This is a genomic window from Salmonella sp. SSDFZ54, from assembly GCF_004010735.1.
Classification (GTDB): domain Bacteria; phylum Pseudomonadota; class Gammaproteobacteria; order Enterobacterales; family Enterobacteriaceae; genus Salmonella; species Salmonella enterica.
Map to the genome: position 1 here is coordinate 2539475 of NZ_CP034819.1, position 21184 is coordinate 2560658.

17 protein-coding genes are annotated in these 21184 nt (G+C 52.3%); 8 read left to right on the forward strand and 9 right to left on the reverse strand.

Going from position 1 to position 21184, the window contains the following annotated elements; all coding sequences use genetic code 11:
- Window positions 1-10 precede the first annotated feature (10 nt).
- On the reverse strand, window positions 11-1954 hold the full coding sequence (locus tag EOS97_RS12640; RefSeq protein WP_000589491.1) for a bifunctional 2',3'-cyclic-nucleotide 2'-phosphodiesterase/3'-nucleotidase: 1944 nt from the start codon (window positions 1952-1954) through the stop codon (window positions 11-13).
- A 267-nt stretch (window positions 1955-2221) separates the two neighbouring features.
- Between EOS97_RS12640 and cysQ the strand changes: the two genes are divergently transcribed.
- Entirely contained in the window at window positions 2222-2962 is a 741-nt protein-coding gene (gene cysQ, locus EOS97_RS12650; protein ID WP_000893398.1) for a 3'(2'),5'-bisphosphate nucleotidase CysQ, read from the forward strand.
- Here the strand turns inward: cysQ and EOS97_RS12655 are convergent.
- Window positions 2952-3509 (reverse strand): YtfJ family protein, encoded by a 558-nt coding sequence (locus EOS97_RS12655; RefSeq protein ID WP_000175300.1) that lies wholly within the window; start codon window positions 3507-3509, stop codon window positions 2952-2954. The genes cysQ and EOS97_RS12655 overlap by 11 nt on opposite strands.
- 326 nt (window positions 3510-3835) lie before the next feature.
- Here EOS97_RS12655 and EOS97_RS12665 point away from each other — a divergent pair, with 326 nt between their 5' ends.
- On the forward strand, window positions 3836-4042 hold the full coding sequence (locus EOS97_RS12665; protein WP_000689229.1) for a DUF1107 domain-containing protein: 207 nt from the start codon (window positions 3836-3838) through the stop codon (window positions 4040-4042).
- A gap of 83 nt (window positions 4043-4125) precedes the next feature.
- Here EOS97_RS12665 and EOS97_RS12670 read toward each other — a convergent pair whose 3' ends face one another.
- Window positions 4126-5469: a hemolysin family protein gene (locus EOS97_RS12670; protein ID WP_000934969.1), complete on the reverse strand. Its 1344-nt coding sequence runs from the start codon at window positions 5467-5469 to the stop codon at window positions 4126-4128.
- 182 nt (window positions 5470-5651) lie between these two features.
- Complete coding sequence (gene msrA / locus EOS97_RS12675; protein ID WP_000051466.1) at window positions 5652-6290, reverse strand: peptide-methionine (S)-S-oxide reductase MsrA; 639 nt, start codon at window positions 6288-6290, stop codon at window positions 5652-5654.
- Window positions 6291-6502: 212 nt separating this feature from the next.
- Here msrA and tamA point away from each other — a divergent pair, with 212 nt between their 5' ends.
- From tamA to EOS97_RS12690, 3 genes are read left to right on the forward strand one after another with little or no spacing between them, the layout of a single operon-like run.
- A complete protein-coding gene (gene tamA / locus EOS97_RS12680; protein ID WP_001120230.1) occupies window positions 6503-8236 on the forward strand; it encodes an autotransporter assembly complex protein TamA in 1734 nt (577 codons plus the stop codon).
- Window positions 8233-12012, forward strand: coding sequence for an autotransporter assembly complex protein TamB (tamB, locus tag EOS97_RS12685; RefSeq protein ID WP_000060821.1), 3780 nt, complete (start codon window positions 8233-8235; stop codon window positions 12010-12012). Before tamA ends, tamB begins: the two co-directional genes overlap by 4 nt.
- A gap of 2 nt (window positions 12013-12014) precedes the next feature.
- Complete coding sequence (locus EOS97_RS12690; RefSeq protein ID WP_001219167.1) at window positions 12015-12359, forward strand: gamma-glutamylcyclotransferase; 345 nt, start codon at window positions 12015-12017, stop codon at window positions 12357-12359.
- A 54-nt stretch (window positions 12360-12413) separates the two neighbouring features.
- On the opposite strand, the gene EOS97_RS12695 is transcribed toward EOS97_RS12690, so the two are convergent.
- The 4 genes from EOS97_RS12695 to fbp form a co-directional block, all read right to left on the reverse strand.
- Window positions 12414-13622: an MFS transporter gene (locus EOS97_RS12695; protein ID WP_000203131.1), complete on the reverse strand. Its 1209-nt coding sequence runs from the start codon at window positions 13620-13622 to the stop codon at window positions 12414-12416.
- Complete coding sequence (locus EOS97_RS12700; RefSeq protein WP_000977207.1) at window positions 13619-14782, reverse strand: metallo-dependent hydrolase; 1164 nt, start codon at window positions 14780-14782, stop codon at window positions 13619-13621. The genes EOS97_RS12695 and EOS97_RS12700 overlap by 4 nt, the downstream gene beginning before the upstream one ends.
- Before the next feature lie 409 nt (window positions 14783-15191).
- Window positions 15192-15722 carry an inorganic diphosphatase gene (gene ppa, locus EOS97_RS12705; RefSeq protein WP_000055079.1) on the reverse strand — a complete coding sequence of 177 codons (531 nt, stop codon included), beginning with the start codon at window positions 15720-15722 and terminating at the stop codon, window positions 15192-15194.
- Between the two features lie 226 nt (window positions 15723-15948).
- Window positions 15949-16947, reverse strand: a complete 999-nt coding sequence (gene fbp, locus EOS97_RS12710; RefSeq protein ID WP_000853764.1) for a class 1 fructose-bisphosphatase — start codon at window positions 16945-16947, stop codon at window positions 15949-15951.
- A 174-nt stretch (window positions 16948-17121) separates the two neighbouring features.
- On the opposite strand from fbp, the gene mpl reads away from it, so the two are divergent.
- Window positions 17122-18495 (forward strand): UDP-N-acetylmuramate:L-alanyl-gamma-D-glutamyl-meso-diaminopimelate ligase, encoded by a 1374-nt coding sequence (mpl, locus tag EOS97_RS12715; RefSeq protein ID WP_001219832.1) that lies wholly within the window; start codon window positions 17122-17124, stop codon window positions 18493-18495.
- A 106-nt stretch (window positions 18496-18601) separates the two neighbouring features.
- On the opposite strand, the gene yjgA is transcribed toward mpl, so the two are convergent.
- On the reverse strand, window positions 18602-19153 hold the full coding sequence (gene yjgA, locus EOS97_RS12725) for a ribosome biogenesis factor YjgA (RefSeq protein ID WP_000166287.1): 552 nt from the start codon (window positions 19151-19153) through the stop codon (window positions 18602-18604).
- A 95-nt stretch (window positions 19154-19248) separates the two neighbouring features.
- Between yjgA and pmbA the strand changes: the two genes are divergently transcribed.
- Entirely contained in the window at window positions 19249-20601 is a 1353-nt protein-coding gene (gene pmbA / locus EOS97_RS12730; protein ID WP_000852994.1) for a metalloprotease PmbA, read from the forward strand.
- Window positions 20602-20699: 98 nt separating this feature from the next.
- Window positions 20700-21086: a cytochrome b562 gene (gene cybC, locus EOS97_RS12735; RefSeq protein ID WP_001232231.1), complete on the forward strand. Its 387-nt coding sequence runs from the start codon at window positions 20700-20702 to the stop codon at window positions 21084-21086.
- Window positions 21087-21184: the final 98 nt, after the last annotated feature.

Genomic DNA, 21184 nt, shown 5'->3' on the forward strand with positions numbered 1-21184 from the left:
GGGACACACGTTACTTGCTTAAATCCACCTGATAAATGGCAAAACCGATATCATCGACGGCAACCTTCTTCATCGGATACTGCCCTTTCGCTTTAATGAAGGCAGCGGCTTTATCGCCTGGCGATGTTTCAAAGCGGATATCCAGCGCCGTATCGCTGTGGATTGGCGCCAGACGCCAGTTATTATCCGCCGCCGGATGGATTTCGCCCGCGCGTTTTGACTCTGCGCCAATCCATGCCGCCAGCACGGCGCGATTTTCATCCGGAGACGCAAAGGCGATATGGCTGTCGCCCGTGCCGGCAAACTTGCCGCCGTAAGCGCGATAGTTATTCGTGGCGACCAGGAACGTAGCGTTCGGGTCGACAGGCTTACCGTTAAAGGTCAGGTTTTTAATACGTTCCGCCTGCGGATTCACCATCTGGCATTCGCCATCATAGCGGGCGGGCTGTGACACATCGATTTGATAATTCACGCCGTCAATGACATCGAAATTATAGGTGCGAAAGCCATCCCAATTGATCAACGATTGCGGTTTGTTGCTGTGAATATCAATCTGATTAAATTGTCCGGCAGAACATTCCAGCCACTCTTTTACCTCCTTGCCGCTGGCTTTCACCACCACCAGCGTATTCGGATAGAGATAAAGATCGGCGGCGTTACGGAAGGTCAACTGGCCTTTTTCCACTTCGACAAAGCTGGCAGGATCGTTCTTACGCCCGCCAACTTTAAACGGCGCGGCGGCGGACAGCACCGGCAGTTTCGCCAGATCCGGATCGCCCTGAATAAAGTGTTCCACATACGCTTTTTGCGCGTTATTCACCACCTGTACGGTAGGATCGTCCTGCACCAGAGCAAGATAACTGTACATGTTATCGGCAGACTTGCCGATGGGCTTGCTGACAAACTCGCGGGTGGCATCGTGATCGGCTTTCAGAATATCGACCAGCTTACTGTCTTCCGCCGCCAGCGACTTTTTAGCGGCGGCGTCATAGATAGGCCGCGCTTCCGCTTTCGCCTGCGTAACCTGCCATTTGCCGCTGTCGTTATTGAGCACCAGATCGACCACTCCCAGATGGTCGCCCCACATGCCAGGCATTACCGCAGGAATGCCGTTAAGCGTACCTTTGGCGATATCCGCGCCTTTAATGTCGGCAAAATCTTTACCGGGGAAGACGGCATGAGCGTGGCCAAACATAATCGCGTCGACGCCGGGAACTTCGCTGAGGTAATAAACCGAGTTTTCCGCCATGCTGTGGTACGGATCGGCAGAAAGGCCTGAGTGAGCAATGACTACCACGATATCAGCGCCTTTCTCGCGCATTTCGGGCACATATTTCCGGGCGGTTTCCGTAATGTCATTGACGGTAACTTTGCCGTTCAGATTCGCTTTATCCCAAATCATGATTTGCGGCGGAACAAAGCCGATATAGCCGATTTTCAGAGTTTGCGGGTTGCCGTCTTTATCAATAACGTTCGTCTCTTTAATCAGATAAGGCGTAAAGAGCGGCTTTTGGGTTTTAACGTCGATAATATTGGCGTTAACATAAGGGAATTTCGCGCCGGCCAGCGCGTTATGCAGATAGTCCAGACCATAATTAAACTCATGGTTGCCGAGGTTTCCAACCGCGTAATCCAGAGTGTTGAGCGCTTTATAGACCGGGTGAACATCACCGTCTTTGAGCCCTTTTGCCGCCATATAATCGCCCAGAGGGCTCCCCTGAATCAGGTCGCCGTTATCCACCAGCACGCTGTTTTTGACTTCATTTCGGGCGGCATGAATCAAACTTGCGGTACGTACCAATCCGAATTTTTCGGTTGAGGTATCCTTGTAATAATCGAAATCCATCATGTTGCTATGTAAATCAGTAGTTTCCATGATGCGGAGATCGACGGTGGCCGCATTCACGCTGGCGGCGATCAGCGTAGCCAGAAGCGTTGCACTAAACTTAATCATCAGAGGCACCTTTTAAGAACGCAATAGAAAAGCCGGATAGTGAAAAATAGCGATGATAAACAGTGAAACCCGATATCGTTCCGACCGTCGCCAGAAGAAGGCGAAACCGCCCCATCCGGCCGATTTTTTGCGAGTGTTCACAGAAAGGTGAATCATGCCATGAAAGCTATTATCAAAACCGCTGACGGTATCACAGTTGGCGGAACCCTTAACGATCGGGTATAAGTAAAACAACGAGTTAACGCCCCTGTCATAAAGAGGTGGAGAATGTTAGAACAAGTATGCCAGCTTGCACGGAACGCGGGCGATGCCATTATGCAGGTTTATGATGGAGCCAAACCGATGGAGTACGCCCGCAAGCAGGACGATTCTCCAGTCACTGCGGCGGATATCGCCGCACATACCGTGATTCTCGAAGGGTTACGCACGCTCACGCCGGATATTCCGGTGCTTTCAGAAGAAGATCCGCCTGCCTGGGAAGTGCGCCAGCACTGGCAGCGCTACTGGCTGGTCGATCCGCTCGACGGCACCAAAGAGTTCATCAAGCGCAATGGCGAATTCACGGTCAATATCGCGCTGATTGAGCAGGGCAAACCGGTGTTGGGCGTGGTCTATGCGCCGGTGCTGAAAGTGATGTACTACGCGGCGGAAGGTAAGGCCTGGAAAGAGGAGTGCGGGGTGCGTAAGCAGATTCAGGTCCGGGATGCCCGCCCGCCGCTGGTGGTGATTAGCCGTTCGCATACGGATGATGAACTCACCGAATATCTCCAACAGCTTGGCGAACATCAGACAACCTCTATTGGTTCCTCGCTGAAATTCTGCCTTGTGGCGGAAGGCCAGGCGCAGCTTTACCCCAGATTTGGGCCGACCAGCGTCTGGGACACTGCCGCAGGTCATGCCATTGCCGTTGCAGCTGGGGCGCACGTTCACGACTGGCAGGGAAAAACGCTGGACTATACCCCTCGTGAATCGTTCCTTAACCCCGGCTTCCGGGTGACTATTTACTGAGGAGCTTATGCAGCAGGTCGACCACCTGCTGTACCTCTTGCTGGGTTAACGCGCCATCTTTCACCCATTGAACCCGACCGTCTTTGTCAAGCACAATGACGGCGGACCCCTCTTCTTTTAATTGCCAGGCGTTACGCGCCACGCCATTGCTGTCGACAATAAATTGCGACCACGGGTAGAGCTTTTTATTACTTTCTATACTGCTACGCACGAACATACCGGAGCCGGGGATCGCATCATCGGTGTTCACAATTGTGGTCGTCTGGTATCTGTCATGCGGAAGCCCGGCGGATTTAATCGCTTCAATCAGCGTGGCGTTTTTTTCCTTCGCTGACGTTCGACCCGCAATGTGCAGCAGGACGCGCACTTTTCCCGCCAGCTGCGCGCTATTCCAGTTTTTATAACTAAACTCATCTTTATTCAACGTCAGTTCGCCACGGTCGGCAATGCCTACCGGCGGCACCCGTTGGTTATCTTCAAGGTTATGCGCACAAGCCATTATGGGGAGTAGCAGACACGACATCGCCAGAATTTTACGTAGGGTCATGGTCATTCCTTCTTTATTTTTTTGCAGGTGATCCGACCACTTTGGGCCGATAGTTAATCATATGTGCGATTGATGCTTTTTCCCGCAAAGGGGATGCCAGTTTGCGGGCGGGCGCACACTTCCTGTGAAAAATGAAGGCATATACTGAGAAAAATGAGCTGATGTTTAGATAATTCTGAATAACTGTAATCAAAAGGTAAATATACTTATGCACACTGGAAACGACGTAGATATGGTCTATAGTCATATGGCATTAAAATTTGCGCCTTAAAACTGTTGGGCCGATTGTGGCACCGCAAGGGCGTAATACTCTGCAGGAGACAACAATGAAAATTTTCCAACGCTACAACCCGCTACAGGTGGCGAAGTACGTGAAGATCCTGTTCCGTGGACGGTTATATATCAAGGATGTTGGCGCTTTTGAGTTCGATAAGGGTAAGATTCTTATCCCAAAAGTGAGGGACAAGCAGCACTTGTCTGTGATGTCTGAAGTTAACCGTCAGGTTATGCGTCTGCAAACTGAGATGGCGTAACCAAAAGTGCTATGCAGTAGGTTAAAAAAGTAAAAAAAACGGCTCCTGAATCAGGAGCCGTTGATGTTTCTGGCAAACGGATTTCAGGCCGCGCTGTCTTCTTTGTCTTTTGCATCGGGCAGTTTCGGTGCCGGTACGTTGCTTTTATTGTCGAGACGCGTCACCAGCAACTGATCGATACGGTAGTTGTCGATATCCACCACTTCAAATTTGTAGCCGGAAAACTTCACCGAATCAGTACGTTTTGGGATCTTGCGCAGCATAAACATCATAAAGCCGCCAATGGTTTCATAGTTGCCGGATTGCGGAAACTCATCGATATCCAGCACGCGCATGACGTCGTCAATCGGCGTGCCGCCGTCAACCAGCCAGGAATTTTCATCGCGTGCCACAATTTGCTCTTCCAGTCCCTGGCCGACCAGGTCACCCATTAGCGTGGTCATCACATCGTTCAGCGTAATGATACCGACGACCAGCGCGTATTCATTCATAATGACCGCGAAATCCTCGCCCGCCGTTTTGAAACTTTCCAGCGCCTCAGAAAGGGTCAGCGTATCCGGCACAATCAAGGTATTGCGAATTTGCACGCCGCCATTCAGCGCCATACTTTGGTTCGCCAGCACGCGGTTCAGCAGATCTTTGGAGTCTACATAGCCGATGATGTGGTCGATATCTTCATTACACACCAAAAATTTTGAGTGCGGATGTTCGGCGACCTTTTTCTTCAGGCTTTGCTCGTCTTCGTGCAGATCAAACCAGATGATACTTTCGCGCGGCGTCATGGAAGACGGTACGGTGCGGGATTCAAGTTCAAACACATTTTCAATCAGTTCGTGCTCTTGCTTGCGCAAGACGCCCGCCAGCGCGCCGGCTTCCACCACTGCGTAAATATCATCAGAAGTAATGTCGTCTTTCCGCACCATTGGAATTTTGAACAGGCGGAAGATGTTGTTTGCCATGCCGTTAAACAGCCACACCAGCGGGCGAAAAACGAACAGGCAGAAGCGCATCGGGTTGATGATACGCAAAGCCACAGCTTCTGGCGCAATCATACCGATGCGTTTCGGGGTTAAATCCGCGAACAGGATAAACAGCCCCGTCACCAGCGAGAAGGAGAGAATAAAGCTCAGCTGCTCGGAGAGTTCTGGCGACATATAGTGCGAGAAAAGGGCGGAAAAGGCGGGCGAAAATGCCGCATCGCCGACGATACCGCCAAGAATAGCGACGGCGTTCAGGCCAATTTGCACAACGGTGAAAAACATGCCGGGATTTTCCTGCATTTTCAATACGCGTTGTGCGTTGATACTGCCTTCATCAGCTAATAGCTTAAGTTTAATCTTACGTGATGCGGCAAGCGAGATCTCGGAGATGGAGAAGAACGCACTTACAGCGATCAGGCAGAATATAATGAATATACTGTTTAACATATCTTATCCGGCGAAACGCCAGATCCTCGGAAGGGAAGTTTATAAATCCGTGTGGTAACGTTTAATGAAAACCGGCTCGTAGCAGTGAGCCGATAAGTTCAGGGCTAGTATAGCGTAAGCTACTGTAAAGTCGCCAGAGGGTTCATTTTCAACTCCGACAGGTTCCCCCTACGCCAGCGTCGTCACGCGTCAGGCGGCAGGCAAACGCCGATCCCGCCAATCCCGCAGTAACCGTATGGATTTTTGTGCAAATACTGTTGGTGTTCATCTTCGGCGTAGTAAAACGGCGTCGCATGGGCGATTTCCGTGGTAATAGGGCGATGGTCTCCGGCGGCGGCCATTGCCGCCTGAAAGCGCTCGCGACTGGCGTGAGCGGCGGCATTCTGTTCCGGCGTTAAGGGATAAATCGCAGAACGGTATTGCGTACCGTGATCGTTACCCTGTTGCATCCCCTGCGTCGGATCGTGATTTTCCCAGAAGGTCTGTAAAAGCTGCTCATAACGGATAACGGCAGGATCGTACACTATCCGTACCGCTTCGGCATGACCGGTCTGCCCGGAGCAGACTTCCCGGTAGGTTGGATTAGGCGTGTAACCGCCTGCATACCCTGCCGCGGTGCTATATACGCCGGGCAATTGCCAGAATAAACGTTCTACGCCCCAGAAACAGCCCATAGCGAAGTAGGCGATCTCCATCCCGGCAGGGACATTGGTCATAGAGTGTTCATTTACCGCATGCAGAGTGGCGATCGGCATCGGGGTGTTGCGTCCTGGTAACGCATCTGCTTGAGTAACCAGATGTTTTTTATCAAATAAACTCATGAGCTATTCTCCCGAAAGCGTTAATTGGCGTTAAGGTTGTAACGAGACGCATCTTTGCACACAATAACAACATTAATGTATCTGGATTTAACCATAAGAAATATTTGGGCAGTCGTCTGCTTTTCAATCGCAATTGTTGATTTTATGTTAAGCCGCGGAGCGGTAGTGTGATTTTTTCCAGGGGTGGGAATAGGGGATATTCAGGAGAAAATGTGCCACATATCCGTCAGTTATGTTGGGTTAGCTTACTGTGCCTGAGCAGTTCTGCGGTAGCCGCAAATGTTCGTCTGAAAGTCGAAGGGCTATCCGGAGAGCTGGAAAAAAACGTTCGCGCACAGCTCTCTACGATTCAGAGCGATGAGGTGACGCCGGATCGGCGCTTTCGCGCCCGAGTTGATGATGCGATTCGCGAAGGGCTTAAAGCGTTAGGCTATTACGAACCCACTATCAAATTCGACTTGCTTCCACCGCCTGCGAAAGGACGGCAGGTATTAATCGCCAGGGTTACGCCCGGCCAGCCGGTGTTGATTGGCGGTACAGAAGTCATTTTACGCGGCGGCGCGCGCACGGACAAAGATTATCTGGCCTTACTGAAAACGCGTCCGGCAATCGGCACGGTGCTGAACCAGGGAGACTATGACAATTTTAAAAAGTCGTTAACCAGCGTGTCGCTACGTAAAGGCTATTTCGACAGCGAATTCATTAAAAGTCAGTTGGGAATTGCTCTGGGCCGTCATCAGGCGTTTTGGGATATTGATTATGATAGCGGTGAGCGCTATCGCTTCGGACCTGTCACCTTCGAAGGTTCGCAGATTCGTGATGAATATTTACAAAATCTGTTGCCGTTTAAAGAGGGCGATGAGTACGAATCGAAAGATTTGGCGGAACTAAACCGCCGACTTTCCGCTACCGGATGGTTTAATTCTGTCGTGGTGGCGCCGGAATTTGAGAAATCGCGTAAAACAAAAATTCTGCCGTTAAAAGGCGTGGTATCGCCGCGAACCGAAAACACGATTGAAACCGGGGTGGGGTACTCCACCGACGTCGGGCCGCGCGTGAAAGCGTCGTGGAAAAAACCGTGGATGAACTCCTACGGTCATAGCCTGACCACCAGCACCAGTATTTCTGCGCCGGAACAGGTGCTGGATTTTAGTTATAAAATGCCGCTGCTGAAAAACCCGCTGGAGCAATACTATCTGGTACAGGGCGGTTTTAAACGTACCGATTTGAATGATACGGAGCAGGACTCGACCACGCTTGCCGTGTCGCGTTACTGGGACCTTTCCAGCGGTTGGCAGCGGGCGATTAACCTGCGCTGGAGTTTCGACCACTTTACCCAGGGGAACGTCACCAATACCACCATGCTGTTCTACCCGGGCGTGATGATCAGCCGAACCCGCTCGCGAGGGGGACTGATGCCAACCTGGGGCGATTCGCAGCGCTATTCAGTAGACTATTCGAATACGGCCTGGGGCTCCGACGTGGATTTCTCCGTGCTGCAGGCGCAAAACGTCTGGATTCGGACTTTGTACGATCGCCACCGTTTTGTGATGCGCGCCAATTTGGGCTGGATAGAAACCGGTGATTTCGACAAAGTTCCGCCGGATTTACGTTTCTTCGCCGGGGGCGACCGCAGTATTCGCGGCTATAAATACAAATCTATTTCGCCTAAAGATAGCGACGGCAATCTTAAAGGCGCCTCAAAACTGGCAACCGGATCGCTGGAGTACCAGTATAACGTCACCGGCAAATGGTGGGGGGCAGTGTTTGTCGATAGCGGCGAGGCGGTGAGTGATATTCGCCGTAGCGATTTCAAAACCGGGACCGGGGTCGGCGTGCGCTGGGCGTCGCCGGTTGGGCCTATCAAACTCGATTTTGCCGTACCGGTCGGCGACAAAGACGAACACGGTTTACAGTTTTATATCGGTCTGGGGCCTGAATTATGAGTTTATGGAAGAAAATAAGCCTCGGCGTGTTGATTTTCATTGTGGTGTTACTGGCGAGCGTTGCGTTTCTGGTCGGGACGACGACGGGGCTGCATCTGGTATTCAGTGCGGCGAACCGCTGGGTGCCGGGGCTGGAGATTGGGCAGGTCACCGGCGGCTGGCGGGACTTATCGTTAAAAAATATCCGCTATGAGCAGCCGGGCGTTGCGGTAAATGCGGGCGAAATTCATCTGGCCGTCGGGCTTGATTGCCTGTGGCGCAGTAGCCTGTGCGTCAATGATCTGGCGCTAAAAGATATTAATGTCGCTATCGACAGCAAAAAAATGCCACCCTCCGAACCGGCGCAAGAAGAGGAAGAAAGCGGACCGCTGAACCTCTCCACCCCCTGGCCCATCACGCTGTCGCGCGTGGCGTTGAATAACATCAATATCAAGATTGATGACACTACCGTTTCGGTGCTGGATTTTACCTCCGGGCTGGCATGGCAGGAGAAAAACCTGACCCTGAAACCGACGCGGCTTCAGGGATTGCTGATCGCTCTGCCGAAGGTCGCTGACGTGGCGCAGGAAGAGGTGGTTGAACCCAAAATCGAGAAACCTCAACCGGATGAAAAGCCGCTTGGCGAAACGCTAAAAGATCTGTTTGCAAAACCGGTAATGCCGGAGATGACCGATGTTCACCTGCCGCTCAATCTGAATATCGAGTCATTTCGCGGCGAGCAGCTACGCATCACCGGCGATACCGATCTGACGGTGCGCACGATGCTGCTTAAAGTCAGCAGTATCGACGGTAATATGAAGCTGGATACTCTGGATATCGACGCCAACCAGGGCACGGTGAAAGCCTCCGGTACGGCGCAGCTCGCCAATAACTGGCCGGTCGATATTACGCTCAACAGTACGCTGAATATCGATCCGCTAAAGGGTGAAAAGATAAAACTCAAGGTCGGCGGCGCGCTACGCGAACAACTGGAGGTCGGGGTGAACCTTTCCGGGCCGATGGATGTCGCGCTTCGCGCCCAGACGCGGCTGGCGGAGGCCGGTTTACCGCTCAATCTTGAGGTCGTCAGCCAACGCATTGCCTGGCCATTGACGGGTGATACCCAGTTTCAGGCTGACGATCTGAAGCTCAAACTGAGCGGTAAGATGACCGACTATACGTTGTCGATGCGAACCGCCGTGAAAGGACAAGATATTCCGCCGGCGACCATTACGCTGGATGCTAAAGGGAATGAGCGGCAGATTAATCTCGATAAACTCACCGTCGCCGCTCTGGAGGGAAAAACCGAACTGAAAGCGCTGGTGGACTGGCAGCAGGCGATTAGCTGGCGTGGCGAACTGACGCTGAATGGCATCAATACCGCTAAAGAGATCCCGGACTGGCCCGCGAAGCTTAACGGCGTCATGAAAACCAAAGGCAGCCTCTACGGCGGCACCTGGCAGATGGATGTTCCGGAGCTCAAGCTGACCGGCAATGTGAAGCAGAACAGCGTTAACGTCAACGGGACGCTAAAGGGCAACAGCTACATGCAGTGGACGATCCCGGGGCTGCACCTTGCGCTGGGCCCAAACAGCGCCGATATAAAAGGCGAGCTTGGCGTTAAGGAGCTGAATCTTGACGCCGCCATCGATGCGCCAGGGCTGGATAATGCGCTGCCAGGGCTGGGCGGCATGGCAAAAGGAATCGTTAAAGTCCGCGGTACGGTAGAAGCGCCGCAGCTGTTGGCGGATATCACCGCCCGCGGCTTGCGCTGGCAGGAGCTGTCTGTCGCCCAGGCGCGCATTGAGGGCGATATTAAATCCACCGATCAGATAGCGGGCCATCTCAACGTTCGCGTAGAGCGGATTTCGCAGCCCGACGTTAACATCAATCTGGTGACGCTTGACGCCAAAGGCAGCGAGAAGCAGCATCAGCTACAGCTCCGTGTTCAGGGAGAACCGGTATCCGGTCAACTCTCCCTGACAGGCAGTTTTGATCGCGAGGCGGCGCGCTGGAAAGGGACGTTAAGCGACACCCGTTTCCAGACGCCAGTGGGGCCATGGTCGTTGAACCGCGCGATTGCGCTGGACTACCGTAATAAAGAACAGAAAATCAGTATCGGGCCACATTGTTGGCTGAACCCGAACGCCGAGCTATGCGTACCGCAAACCATTGATGCGGGCGCCGCAGGACGGGCGGTGGTCAATCTCAACCGCTTTGATCTGGCGATGCTGAAGCCATTTATGCCTGATACCACTCAGGCCAGCGGGATCTTTAGCGGGAAAGCGGACGTGTCGTGGGACACCACCCAGGAGGGATTGCCGCAGGGGAAGGTCACGCTTTCCGGTCGTAATGTGAAGGTCACGCAGACCGTCAATGACGCGCCGTTACCTGTCGCGTTTGAGACGCTGAACCTCAGCGCCGATCTGCACAATAATCGCGCCGAGTTGGGATGGCTGATTCGCCTGACGAACAATGGTCAATTCGATGGCCAGGTGCAGGTAACCGATCCTCAGGGGCGGCGCAATCTCGGCGGTAACGTCAACATGCGCAATCTCAATCTGGCGATGGTCAACCCTGTCTTTTCGCGCGGCGAAAAAGCGGCGGGAATGTTAAACGCCAGGCTACGTCTGGGCGGCGATGTGCAAAGCCCGCAGTTGTTTGGCCAGTTGCAGCTTAGCGCGCTGGATATTGACGGTAATTTTATGCCGTTTGAGATGCAGCCGAGCCAGCTCACCATGAACTTTAGCGGGACGCGTTCGACGCTCGCCGGTATCGTGCGAACACAACAAGGGCAAATTAACCTGAACGGCAACGCCGACTGGAGTCAGATTGACAACTGGCGCGCGCGGGTGACGGCGAAAGGCAGCCGGGTGCGGATTACCGTTCCGCCGATGGTGCGCCTGGATGTCTCGCCGGATGTGGTCTTTGACGCGACGCCTTCGCTGTTCACGTTGGATGGGCGTGTGGACGTTCCGTGGGCGCGAATTGTGGTGCACGACCTGCCGGAGAGCGCGGTCGGCGTCTCCAGCGATGTGGTTATGCTCAACAATGACCTGCAACCAGAAACGCCGCAGACAGCGTCTATTCCCATCAACAGTAATCTGACGGTCCACGTCGGCAACAACGTGCGCATCGACGCCTTCGGGCTTAAAGCGCGTTTGACCGGCGATTTGAAAGTCGCGCAGGATAAGCAGGGGCTGGGGCTGAATGGTCAAATCAATATTCCTGACGGCCGATTCCGCGCCTACGGCCAGGACCTGCTTGTCCGTAAAGGCGAGCTGCTGTTCTCCGGCCCGCCGGATCAGCCGCTGCTCAATATCGAAGCGATCCGTAACCCTGACGCCACCGAAGACGATGTCATTGCGGGCGTGCGTGTCACAGGCACTGCTGATGAACCCAAAGCGGAAATCTTCTCCGATCCGGCGATGCCGCAGGCTGAAGCGCTTTCTTATCTGCTGCGTGGGCAGGGGTTGGACAGCAATCAGAGTGATAGCGCAGCAATGACTTCCATGCTTATTGGCCTGGGGGTTGCGCAAAGTGGTCAGGTTGTGGGTAAAATCGGAGAGACATTCGGTGTAAGTAATCTGGCGCTGGACACGCAAGGGGTGGGCGATTCGTCCCAGGTTGTGGTCAGCGGCTATGTACTGCCGGGTCTACAGGTGAAGTATGGTGTAGGGATATTTGACTCTCTGGCGACGCTCACGTTACGTTATCGCCTGATGCCTAAGCTATATCTGGAAGCAGTGTCTGGCGTAGATCAGGCACTTGATTTGCTCTATCAGTTTGAGTTTTAGCAATGCGAATATTTGTCTATGGCAGTTTACGACAGAAACAAGGCAACAGTCACTGGATGACCAATGCCCAATTGCTTGGCGATTACCGTATCGATAACTACCAGTTGTATAGTCTGGGCCACTATCCAGGCGCAGTTCCGGGAAACGGAGCGGTATACGGTGAAGTTTATCGAATTGATAACGCCACGCTGGCCGAACTTGATGCTTTGCGCACCAGGGGCGGTGAATACGCACGCCAGTTAATCCAGACGCCTTACGGCAGCGCATGGATGTATGTATATCAACGTCCTGTTGATGGGTTAACTCTGATTGAAAGCGGTGACTGGTTAGACAGAAACCAGCCCTGAACTGAACACGCCACCCTCGGGTGGCGTTGTTTTTTTACATTCTGGCTGATGACGCTAGCGCCGGGCATGGTGAGCTCTTATTCTGCCGTAGATCAATAATGACGCGCCGCCCAGGATAACAATGCATCCGAGAACCATAAATCCCTGCATATAGCTGCCGGTTGTCCGGTAAAAATAGCCGACCATTAGGCCTGCCAGCGTACCGCCGCCGCCGGCGCCGATGCCATTAATAATACCGGAGGCTGGGCCAATCGCATGGGGTTTAACGTTCGACTGGATAATCGACCAGATATTGGGGGTAAAGCTGGCGGCATAATAACCCATCGCCAGGGTAATGAGCGTGATTTTAAAGCCTGGCGCATCGACAAATGGCAGGAGAAATAACATCACGCCGGGGATTAGTAGGCCCAGTGAAGCAATAAGTACACGCTTTTGTGTCTTATCACTGATCCATGAGATAGGGATTGCCAGTATAACGGCAGTCAGATAAGGCAGAGAACTGACCAATGCTTTACTGAATCCGGTATAGCCGAGAGAATTGACAACCATGGGTATCCATAACGTAATTCCCCAGAACAACATCCCTTGAGTGATGTAGGTAAAAATAAGGAGTAGGAAGGGGGTTCCGCCCAGCGATTCCAGGGTAAGTTTAGTTTTCTCTGTTGGCGCCGGCGCACGATAATAAGGCGCTTCTTCCTGTTTTTTTAGCATTGTTATATAAAGTGGAACCACAACAACAATGCCGATCACACCAGTGATAATAAAAACATTTCGCCAACCGAAGGCAGCATCCAGCGGAGACAAAATCATAAATCCCAGGCCTAATGCCAGGAACTGTCCATAATACTGGATAATGCTGTTCGCCTGCGTCCGTTCTTTGTCTGAAAACCAGTCGCTGGCGAAGCGGGACTGCTGCGGCCAATAAATGCCTTCGGTAATGCCAAGCACCAGCCGACAAATCAAAATAACATACACTGACGAGGTAAATCCGACAAAAACGGTCGCAATCGACCAGATTAGCACCATCAGAATGACTATTTTTTTCGGATCGTATCGCTGGGTAAATACGCCGCCAAAAATATTTGAAAAGGCATAGCCAATAAGAAATATGGTTAATACAATGCTGGCCGTTGCGCCATCAATATTCAGGTCGTGTGTAATCGTAGGTAACGTAACGGAAAGATTAGAACGGTCAAGATAAGCAACAAAAAGGCCGAACATTAATGTCGCGCCGATCCGTAGCCATTTTTGCATTGAGGTCATTTTTCAACTCCGTTTGGCCGCGCGCCAAAATCAATTTGACGAAATAATATCTCACCGGATTTTATGGTCATTTGTGGTACCAGCACATGCGTCCCCGTGAGCGTTTCACCATGAATATCGGCAAATTCAACATGCCTGTTTTTTAATTTAAAGATGGCGATATCGGCAAATGCCCCAGGGGCCAGCGTACCAATTTCTGCTGCCATGCCCAATAAAACTGCTGGGGTATGGGTACAGGCGTTAATGACATCGGTAAGCGCGACGCCGAGTGCTAAGTATTTCGATAAAATCCATGGTAAGGCGTAAACAGGCCAGGCGAGTTTAGTGATGGTTGAGAGATCGCTACTGATGATATCCGGAAGAAAGCCATTGGCGATGGCCCGGCGTGCCGTGTTCATTGAAAAATGGCTGCGACCATTGGCGGCATCAAATATAACGCCTCTTTCCCTTGCCTGACGGACTTCGGCTAAGACAGCGCCTTCATCAGTAAGAATGGTGCTACCTTTGCCGTGAAACGCATGAGCGATAATATCGCCGCGGCGTAGCAAGGAGACAAGTTCTTTCATGGGAACGACGGGATGAGTCGAGTGTATTGCCACGGGGCACCTTAAATCGTTGGCAATACGAAGGGATTCAGTCAGCGGTTTTAATCCATATTCAGCAATGTCCTCAGTCTGAACCTTGAGTTTTAATCCCTGAAGAACGTTGCGATACTGACGAAACAGCGCGTGGATCTTATTTTCATCAATATTGTCAGGATCATAATTTTCTTGTGACCAGGTTTGGCCCGGCGGCGACACGGTCAGAAACGCTTTGATTCGAACTTTGCTGGCGCAAATCACCGTTCGGTAGAAGGCATCAAAGTTTGCCGTACCGGCAGAACCTGCATCCACGACGGTGGTGACGCCATTCGGCGGCATGTACATATCAGGCCTGACGCCGCCTTCCGTCGCGTCATAAAAAACATGCGCGTGATAATCGATAAGACCGGGAGTGACGATCATACCGTCGGCATGGATAATCCGGGTCTCCGAAGTTACAGGATATTTATCGGCATCAACGATAATATCGTTAATGATGCGTAAATTGTTAATCTCATTAATATTACGAGCGGGATCGATGATATGTCCACCGGTAATTAATATATCATTTTTCATCATAATCTCTTAAAATAGTAAATAATTATGGCAGCCCTTAAAAATATATTAAAAAGTGTGTTTTGAGCGGATGTTATGTTGGATTAAAAATACGGTTATTGGTAGGGAGAGCTTAGGATACCTTATTAAAAAGGTAATCGGGCTTATGCACTAAATAAGAATTTGGCGCTTGCTAATATTTAGGGCGTAAGTCCAGGGGAATCTGGGGGCATTCACAAAACAATTATTATCTTGAGCTTTTTAGAGAAAGCGTGAGTGTATTCAACCCTTTTTAATAAAAAATAAGGTAGAGTCTTATTCATTCCGTGAATGTTAAACTAATAATGATAAAAATTGTGTTCTATTCATTAGCCAATAAAAAGGCCCTCATTACTATGAGAGCCTTTATCTTGACGATTATGTAAAAGCGAACTTATTTCTTCGCTGCGCGCTCGAAGGAGGCAACGATTTCCGCTTTAGCCGCTTCGGCGTTGTCCCAACCGTCAACTTTCACCCATTTGCCTTTTTCGAGATCTTTATAATGCTCGAAGAAATGAGTGATCTGCGCTTTCAGCAGTTCCGGCAGATCGTTCACATCTTTAATGTGATCGTACTCTTTGCTCAGTTTGGTGTGCGGTACGGCAACCAGTTTCGCATCTTCACCGGATTCGTCGGTCATTTTCAGTACGCCAACCGGACGGCAACGGATGACGGCGCCTGGCTGCAGCGGGTACGGCGTCGGGACCAGAACGTCTACCGGGTCGCCGTCCAGAGACAGGGTATGGTTGATGTAACCGTAGTTGCACGGATAGAACATCGCGGTGGACATGAAGCGGTCAACGAACAGCGCGCCGCTCTCTTTGTCAACTTCGTATTTGATCGGATCTGCGTTAGCCGGGATCTCGATAACGACGTAGATATCTTCCGGCAGTTCTTTACCCGCCGGGACGTTGAGTAAGCTCATGTCTGTTTCCTTTGAATTTATGACAAACAAGTGGCGAGTATTATAGCCAACTCACGCCGAAAGTCTTCGCTTGTTTTCGTTTCCGCCTCATCTGGCGCGTCGTTGCGGAGCATAAACGACAAAGGTTAAGAACCGGAAAAATCACGGGCCTGATAAGGCAACGCCGCCATCGGACATGTTATTGCCCAATGGCGGCTTCATGCGTTATTCCGCATGGTGGTAAAGATTACGCGTCCGGGTATTCGCGGATAAAGCGTTCCACATCGTCAACCATATGGCGGTTGCCAACGAAGAACGAGCGGCGCTGGTGCAGGCTTTCCGGAATGATATCCAGAATACGTTCTTTACCATCGCTTGCTTTGCCGCCGGCCTGTTCCGCGAGGAACGCCATCGGGTTGCATTCATACAGCAGACGCAGTTTCCCCTGCGGATGGCTGGCGGTGCTGGGGTAGAGATAGATGCCGCCTTTCAGCAGGTTGCGGTGGAAATCGGCCACCAGAGAGCCAATGTAACGTGAGGTATAAGGGCGACTTGTTGAACTATCCTCTTCCTGGCAGAATTTGATGTACTTCTTCACGCCATTCGGGAATTTAATGTAGTTGCCTTCGTTAATGGAGTAGGTTTTACCCTTTTCCGGGAAACGCATACGTTCCTGGCACAGACAGAACACGCCTAACGACGGATCGTAGGTGAAAGCGTGTACGCCGCAGCCGGTGGTGTAAACCAGCATGGTGGACGAGCCATACACGACATATCCCGCTGCGACCTGTTTGTTGCCGGGTTGCAGGAAATCTTCTTCGGTGACCGGCGTGCCGACAGGCGTCACGCGGCGATAAATCGAGAAAATCGTACCGACAGAGACGTTAACGTCGATGTTAGAAGAGCCATCCAGAGGGTCCATCAGCACCACATATTTCGCGTGTTCGCAGCCTTCAAAGACGACAATTTCGTCCTCTTCTTCCGATGCGATGCCCGCTACAATATCGCGCGCTTTTAGTGCAGCTTTCAGTTTCTCGTTCGCGAACAGATCGAGTTTCTGCTGAACCTCGCCCTGTACGTTCTCAGCACCGCTGGCACCCAGGATATCGACCAGACCGGCCTTGTTGATATCGCGGTGGATGATCTTGGCGCCCAATTTTATTGCCGACAGCAAAGCAGTGAGCTCACCGGTAGCCTGAGAGAACTCGTGCTGCTTTTCGACAATAAATTCACCTAACGTTTTCATAACACTTTCCCTGCAATTGATTGGAGTAAAGCGACCGTAACAATCTTAACAAACATTTCAGATGATGCGCTCAGGTGAATCGCGCCAGCAAAGTACAGATTTACCTGAAATGCGTTTCTCACTTGCCAGACATGTGCGTAAAATGGCTCGCAGATAAAAAAAGGATAGTGACGTATGCGCATTCATATTTTGGGAATTTGTGGCACTTTCATGGGGGGGCTGGCGATGCTGGCTCGCTCGCTTGGTCATGAAGTAACGGGTTCGGACGCCAATGTGTATCCGCCGATGAGTACCTTACTTGAGAAGCAAGGCATTGATCTGATCCAGGGTTATGACGCCAGCCAGCTCGATCCGCAGCCGGATCTGGTGATTATCGGCAATGCGATGACGCGCGGGAATCCGTGCGTGGAAGCGGTGCTGGAAAAAAACATTCCCTTTATGTCTGGTCCACAGTGGCTGCATGACTTTGTGTTGCGCGACCGCTGGGTACTGGCGGTCGCCGGTACCCACGGCAAAACCACGACCGCAGGCATGGCGACCTGGATACTGGAAGCGTGCGGGTACAAACCGGGCTTCGTGATCGGCGGCGTACCGGGCAACTTTGAGGTTTCCGCGCGCCTGGGCGAGAGCCCGTTCTTTGTTATCGAAGCGGATGAGTACGACTGCGCGTTCTTTGATAAACGTTCTAAATTTGTGCATTACTGCCCGCGTACGCTGATCCTCAACAACCTTGAGTTTGATCATGCCGACATCTTCGACGATCTGAAAGCGATCCAGAAGCAGTTCCACCATCTGGTGCGCATCGTGCCGGGGCAGGGGCGCATCATCTGGCCGGAAAACGACATCAACCTGAAACAGACCATGGCGCTGGGCTGCTGGAGCGAGCAAGAGCTGGTGGGCGAGCAGGGACACTGGCAGGCGAAGAAGCTGACTACGGATGCTTCCGAGTGGGAAGTGTGGCTGGACGGCGAAAAAGTCGGCGATGTGAAATGGGGCCTGGTCGGCGAACATAACATGCACAACGGTCTGATGGCGATTGCCGCCGCGCGCCACGTGGGCGTCGCGCCCGCAGAAGCGGCCAGCGCGCTGGGGTCATTTATTAACGCCCGCCGCCGTCTGGAGCTACGCGGTGAAGCGAACGGCGTGACGGTGTATGACGATTTTGCTCACCACCCGACGGCAATTCTGGCCACTCTGGCGGCGTTGCGCGGTAAAGTGGGCGGCACCGCGCGCATTATCGCAGTGCTGGAGCCGCGTTCTAACACGATGAAGATGGGGTTATGCAAGGATGACCTGGCGCCGTCGTTAGGGCGTGCGGATGAAGTGTTCCTGCTGCAGCCGCCGCATATTCCGTGGCAAGTGGCGGAAGTCGCCGAAGCCTGCGTACAGCCTGCTCACTGGAGTGGCGATGTCGATACGCTGGCGGAAATGGTGGTGAAAACCGCACAGCCTGGCGATCACATCCTGGTGATGAGCAACGGCGGTTTCGGCGGCATCCATCAGAAATTGCTGGATGGGCTGGCGAAAAAAGCACTGGTTGTGGAGTAAAAAATGCCCGGTGGCGCTGCGCTTACCGGGCCTACAATACGTACATTCCTGTAGGCCGGATAAGGCGCCAGCGCCGCCATCCGGCAGACGCTACCAACGTGTAAAATTACCCTTCGTTTTCCGCCAGCTCGCGCAGATACTGGAAAATCTGACGCGCTGATTTCGGCGGTTTGTTGCCTTCTTTCTCTTTCTTCGCATTGCGGATCAATGAACGAAGCTGTTGACGATCGGCGTGCGGCCACAGGGTCAGTACTTCGGCTACCGCGTCATCGCCTTCGACGATCAGACGATCGCGCAGATGCTCAAGTTTGTGAAACAGCACCACCTGCTGATTATGGCGGTTCTTCAGCTTGTCCAGCGCCTGGCGAATAGGTTCAACGTCGCGTTGGCGCAGCATTTTTCCGATAAGCTGCAACTGGCGGCGGCGTCCTTCCATTTTGATACGCTGGGCCAGTTCAATGGCGTCGCGCAGATCGGCGTCCAGCGGGATCTTATCCAGCGCGTTTTTCCCCAGATCCACCAGTTCCGCGCCCAGGCGTTTTAATTCCTCGGCATCGCGTTTAATTTCACTTTTACTGACCCAGATAATTTCATCGTCTTCGTCTTCGATGTCATCACCGGGAACGTCGTCGAGCCAGTCTTCGGGCTGCTTTGTCATGTCAGGCTCCTTAAAAAAAGAGGCTAATGTTACCAGTTAAGATGCGCACTGAAAAACGGTTCTCTGTTAGACTTCAGAGAAACTCTCTCTACATTATGGCATTTGCAATGAAAGTAATCTCACAAGTTGAAGCGCAGCGTAAGATTCTGGAAGAAGCAGTTTCGACAGCGCTGGAGTTAGCCTCAGGCAAATCGGATGGGGCGGAAGTCGCCGTCAGCAAGACCACCGGCATTAGCGTCAGCACCCGTTATGGTGAAGTAGAGAATGTCGAATTTAATAGCGACGGCGCGCTGGGCATTACGGTGTATCACCAGAACCGCAAAGGCAGCGCCTCTTCGACGGATTTAAGCCCGCAGGCGATTGCCCGTACCGTGCAGGCCGCGCTGGATATCGCGCGTTACACGTCGCCTGACCCGTGCGCAGGCGTGGCGGACAAAGAACTGCTGGCGTTTGACGCGCCGGATCTGGACTTGTTCCACCCGGCAGAGGTTACGCCAGACGAAGCCATTGAACTGGCCGCGCGTGCGGAACAGGCTTCTCTAAAGGCGGATAAACGCATCACCAATACCGAAGGCGGTAGTTTTAACAGCCATTACGGCATTAAAGTGTTCGGCAACAGCCACGGCATGTTGCAGGGATATTGCTCCACGCGCCATTCGCTCTCAAGCTGCGTCATCGCCGAAGAGAACGGCGATATGGAGCGTGATTACGCTTACACCATCGGTCGGGCAATGGCGGATCTGCAAGCGCCGGAATGGGTCGGGGCCGAGTGCGCGCGCCGTACCTTATCCCGCCTGTCGCCGCGCAAGCTCTCCACCATGAAAGCGCCGGTCATTTTCGCCAATGAAGTGGCGACAGGGCTATTTGGTCATCTGGTCGGGGCGATTGCCGGCGGCGCGGTATACCGTAAATCCACTTTTCTGCTCGACTCGCTGGGCAAACAAATTCTGCCGGAATGGTTAACCATCGAAGAACACCCGCATCTGCTAAAAGGGCTGGCGTCTTCACCGTTCGACAGCGAAGGCGTGCGTACGGAGCGCCGGGATATTGTGAAGGATGGCGTACTGACGCAATGGTTGCTGACCAACTATTCCGCCCGCAAACTGGGGCTGAAAAGTACCGGTCATGCCGGCGGCATTCATAACTGGCGTATCGCCGGGCAGGGGCTGAACTTTGAGCAATTGCTAAAAGAGATGGGCACCGGCCTGGTGGTGACGGAACTGATGGGCCAGGGCGTCAGCGGTATTACCGGCGACTACTCCCGCGGCGCTGCGGGATTCTGGGTTGAAAATGGTGAAATCCAGTACCCGGTAAGTGAAATTACCATTGCCGGTAATTTAAAAGAGATGTGGCGTAATATTGTCACCGTGGGTGATGATATTGAAACGCGCAGTAATATACAGTGTGGTTCGGTATTGTTACCGGAGATGAAAATCGCTGGACAATAATACCCGTCATACTTCAGGCTGCAGGCGCGTTGGCTGCCTGCAACTCGAATTATTCAGGGTATTACACTTATCGTTAATAATAAAAAAGGAAGTGAGCAATGCGTAAAAGCCTGTTAGCTATTCTTGCTGTGTCATCGCTGGTATTCGGTTCGGCTGTTTTTGCTGCCGATCTTGAAGATAATATGGATATTCTCAATGATAACCTGAAAGTTGTTGAGAAAACGGATAGTGCCCCTGAACTGAAAGCGGCATTAACCAAAATGCGCGCGGCCGCGCTGGATGCTCAAAAAGCTACGCCGCCAAAGCTGGAAGATAAAGCGCCGGATAGCCCGGAAATGAAGGATTTTCGTCACGGTTTTGACATTCTGGTCGGCCAAATTGATGGCGCGCTGAAGCTGGCGAACGAAGGTAACGTTAAAGAAGCGAAAGCGGCGGCGGAAGCGCTAAAAACCACCCGCAATACGTATCATAAGAAGTATCGTTAATTTTTGTGGGATGGCGGCTTCGCTTTATCCGCAGGTCGCCATCCGGCAAACTGTAATACCCATCACACTTTCTCACTTTATACGACAACGTCATTGTT